The following is a 3,755-nucleotide window of genomic DNA, read 5'->3' as shown; positions in this document are numbered from 1 at the left end:
CTACAACCAGAAGATCGGCGCCGGCACGTTCGTGTTCGGCTACCCGAGCGGCTCGCACCCGGACGGCAACCACGCCTTCTCCGGCAAGACCCTCAAGTGGTCGTACGGCAAGACCTTCAAGGCCAGCTCCCCCACCATCAAGGCGCAGGAGCTCATCGGCATCAAGTCGTCGTTCACCGGCGAGGGCGCGCTGGGCTCGGCGTGGCTGTACCGCTACAGCAGCACCAAGCGGCTCGGCTACCTGAACGGCGTGACCATCGGCGTCGCCGACCGCGACGGCAACCAGCGCTACGACACCAGCGTCTCCCCGTACTTCGACGGTGAGACCTACGGCGTGTACAAGGTCGCCGCGAAGAACTGGTCCGGCAAGATCGTCTGATCTGCCACCGCTGCACGCGAAGGGGCCCGGCAGCGCGCCGGGCCCCTTTTCGTTCTCTCGCGTACCGGCGGCGGCTTACCGCCCTTCGAGGCGCTCCGCCACCGCCATCCACTCGATCTCGGCCGACTCCTTCTGCGCGGCGATCTCCCGCAGCTCGGCGTCGAGCCTGCCCAGGCGTTCGAAGTCGCTCGCCGCCTCGGCCATCTCGGCGTGCAGCTTCGCCTCACGCTCGCCGAACTTGTCGATCTGCCGTTCCAGCCGGTTGAGCTCCTTCTGCAGCTCCCGCAGCTCCTTGGCGGACAGCCCGCCCGCCGGCGCCGGCTCTTCGTCGCGGGCGGCCCGCTCGGGAGCACCCGTGGCAGCGGCAGTGACAGCGGCCGCCCGGGCCGACAACGCGGCGCCCGCCGCGCGGCGTTCCAGGTATTCGTCCACGCCGCCGGGCAGCATCGACAGCCTGCCGTCTCCGAGGAGCGCGACGCAGCGGTCCGCCACCCGCTCCAGGAAGTAGCGGTCGTGGCTCACCACCACCAGCGTGCCGGGCCAGCCGTCGAGGAGGTCCTCCAGCTCGGTGAGCGTCTCGATGTCGAGGTCGTTGGTCGGCTCGTCGAGCAGCAGCACGTTGGGCTCGTTCATGATCAGCCGGAGGAACTGCAATCGCCGCCGCTCGCCGCCCGACAGGTCGCCGACGACCTTCCACTGGGCCTCGCCCCGGAAGCCGAGGCGTTCGAGCAGCTGGGAGGCCGACCACTCCTTCTTGCCCACCTGGACGTACTTGCGGATCTCCTCGACCGTCTCCAGCACCCGCCGCGTGGGATCCAGCTCGGCGAGCTCCTGCGACAGGTGGGCGAGCCGCACGGTCTTGCCGCGCACGATGCGGCCGGAGTCGGCCTCGACCGTGCCGGACAGCAGGCGCAGCACCGACGACTTGCCCGAGCCGTTCACGCCGATCAGGCCGATCCGGTCTCCCGGCCCGAACTGATAGGTGCAGTGGTCGAGCACCAGGGGACCCGCATCGGGGCCGCCCGCGTGGAGCGTCACGTCCTCCAGGTCCACGACGGTCTTGCCGAGCCGGGCCGAGGCGAAGCTCAGCAGCTCGACGGTCTCCCGCGGAGGCGGCTCGTTCGCGATCAGCGCCTCGGCGGCGTTGATGCGGAACTTGGGCTTGGAGGTCCGGGCCGGCGGGCCGCGCCGCAGCCAGGCGATCTCCTTGCGCATGAGGTTCTGCCGGCGCTCCTCCGCGGCCTGCGCGATCCGCGCCCGCTCGGCCTTGGCCAGCACGTACGCCGCGTAACCGCCCTCGTATCGCTCGACCGAGCCGTCGACGACCTCCCACGTTCGGGTGGAGACGGCGTCGAGGAACCACCGGTCGTGGGTGACGACGAGCAGCGCCGACTTGCGCTGGACGAGATGCCCGGCGAGCCAGGCGATGGCCTCGATGTCGAGGTGGTTCGTGGGCTCGTCGAGAATCAGCAGATCGTGCTCCTCGACCAGCAGCCGCGCCAGGGCCGTACGGCGGCGTTCCCCGCCCGACAGCGCGCCCGCGGGGGACGCGAGATCGATGTCGGAGAGCAGATTGGCGAGGATCTCCCTGATCGCGGCGTCGCCGGCCCACTCGTGCTCGGCCCGGCCGCCCAGGACGATGTCCTTCACGGCGGCGTCCGGGTCGAACTGGTCGCGCTGGGCGAGCGCGCCGACGCGCAGCCCGCGCGTGTGGGTGACCCGTCCGCTGTCGGGCTTCAGCGTTCCGGCGATGATCGAGATGAGCGTGGTCTTGCCGCCGCCGTTGCGGCCGACGACGCCGATCCGGTCGCCTTCCTCCAGCCCGAGAGAGACGTCGGCGAGCAGGGGCTTTGGCCCGAAGGCGTGGGAGACGGACTCCAGATTGACCAGATTCATCGCCCGTAAAGCTTATCCGGCCACGGTGGCCCCGGGGACGGGCCCGTGGGCGGTGACGACCGACCTGCAGCCGTCCACGTCCTTGAGCAGGGCGGCCAGCTCGTGCGCATGCCCGGCGGACTCGGCCAGGAAGGCGCAGGTGGGGCCGGATCCGGAGACGATCGCGCCGAGCGCGCCGTGCGCACGGCCGGCGGCGAGCGTGTCCGCGAGCGAGGGACGCAGCGCCAGCGCGGCGGGCTGCAGGTCGTTGGACAACGCCTGCCCGAGCGCCCTCGCGTCGCCCTCGCGCAGGGCGGCGAGCAGGGCCTCGCTCACCGCGGGCGTGGGGGCGGCCACTCCCGCCTCCTCGCGCAGCCGGTCGCACTCGCCGTACACCCGGGGCGTGGACAGGCCGCCGTCGGCGAGCGCGAAGACCCAGTGGAAGACCCCGGCGGTCTCCAGAGGGGCGAGCCGCTCGCCGCGTCCGGTGCCCACGGCGGTGTCGCCGAGCAGCGCGAACGGCACGTCGCTGCCGATGTCGGCGGCGATCTCCATCAGGTCCTCGACCGGCAGGCCGAGGCCCCACAGCTCGTTGCAGGCCACCAGCGCCGCGGCGGCGTCGGCGCTGCCGCCGGCCATGCCGCCCGCCACGGGGATCGACTTGCGGATCAGCAGATCGGCGCGGTAGGAACGGCCCGCGCGGTCGGCCAGCGCCCTGGCGGCCCGTACGGCGAGGTTGTCGTCGCTCACCGGGACCTCTCCCGTGAGGTCTCCCTCGACCCTGACCCTGAGCGGGGCGGCGGAGCCATCCCCGTCGAGCGGCTCGGCGGCGGTGACCTCGTCGAACAGCGAGACCGCGTGGAAGACGTTCACCAGGTCGTGATAGCCGTCCTGGCGCAGCGGTCCGACCGCGAGCTGGAGATTGACCTTCGCCGGCACGCGCACCGTGATCGCGCTCATCGCCCGCCCTACCGCCTTGTGTCGCCGCGCCTGGACTGCCTGGACATGGGACCCGAGCTTAGCGTCACCCGCACCCCCGCAGATCCGCGCCCGACACGGGGTCCGAGCAGCGGAAAGGGGCCCGGCGGGATGCCGGGCCCCTTCGCGTGCAGCGGTGACCGATCAGACGATCTTGCCGGACCAGTTCTTCGCGGCGGTCTTGTAGACGTCCAGGGTCTCACCGTCGAAGTACGGCGAAACGCTGGTGTCGATGCGCTTGTTGCCGTCGGTGTCGGAGACCGCGATGGTCACACCGTTCAGGTAACCAAGCCGCTTGGTGCTGCTGTAGCGGTAGAGCCAGGACGAACCGATGGCGCCCTCACCGGTGAAGGAGGACTTGATGCCGATCAGCTCCTCGGCCTTCATCGACGGCGCGGCCGCCTTGAAGGTCTTGCCGTACGACCACTTGAGGGTCTTGCCGGAGAAGGCGTAGTTGCCGTCCGGGTGCGAGCCGCTCGGGTAGCCGAACACGAACGTGCCGCTGCCGATCTTCTGGTTGTAC

Annotated in this window: 2 protein-coding genes and 2 pseudogenes; 1 reads left to right on the top strand and 3 read right to left on the bottom strand. The window is 71.1% G+C overall.

Features of this window, described 5'->3' with window-relative positions; genetic code table 11:
- Window positions 1–379: pseudogene (locus tag FLX08_RS39605) on the top strand (trypsin-like serine peptidase); the annotation flags it as partial.
- Window positions 380–454: 75 nt separating this feature from the next.
- On the opposite strand, the gene FLX08_RS39600 reads toward FLX08_RS39605, so the two are convergent.
- The 3 genes and pseudogenes from FLX08_RS39600 to FLX08_RS39590 all read right to left on the bottom strand — a co-directional run.
- Window positions 455–2,275 carry an ABC-F family ATP-binding cassette domain-containing protein gene (locus FLX08_RS39600; RefSeq protein ID WP_142625389.1) on the bottom strand — a complete coding sequence of 607 codons (1,821 nt, stop codon included), beginning with the start codon at window positions 2,273–2,275 and terminating at the stop codon, window positions 455–457.
- A 12-nt stretch (window positions 2,276–2,287) separates the two neighbouring features.
- Window positions 2,288–3,214: a 4-(cytidine 5'-diphospho)-2-C-methyl-D-erythritol kinase gene (locus FLX08_RS39595; protein WP_142625388.1), complete on the bottom strand. Its 927-nt coding sequence runs from the start codon at window positions 3,212–3,214 to the stop codon at window positions 2,288–2,290.
- A 162-nt stretch (window positions 3,215–3,376) separates the two neighbouring features.
- Window positions 3,377–3,755 (bottom strand): annotated as a pseudogene (locus tag FLX08_RS39590) (trypsin-like serine peptidase); the annotation flags it as partial.

Source organism: Microbispora hainanensis (genome assembly GCF_006874475.1).
GTDB classification, from domain to species: Bacteria; Actinomycetota; Actinomycetes; order Streptosporangiales; family Streptosporangiaceae; genus Microbispora; species Microbispora hainanensis.
This window is presented reverse-complemented; position numbering and strand designations above follow the sequence as displayed.

What these genes read in the sequence shown, in the direction of transcription:
- FLX08_RS39595 (WP_142625388.1), bottom strand. Translation starts at nt 3,214, where the DNA reads ATGAGCGCGATCACGGTGCGCGTGCCGGCGAAGGTCAATCTCCAGCTC.
- FLX08_RS39600 (WP_142625389.1), bottom strand. Translation starts at nt 2,275, where the DNA reads ATGAATCTGGTCAATCTGGAGTCCGTCTCCCACGCCTTCGGGCCAAAG.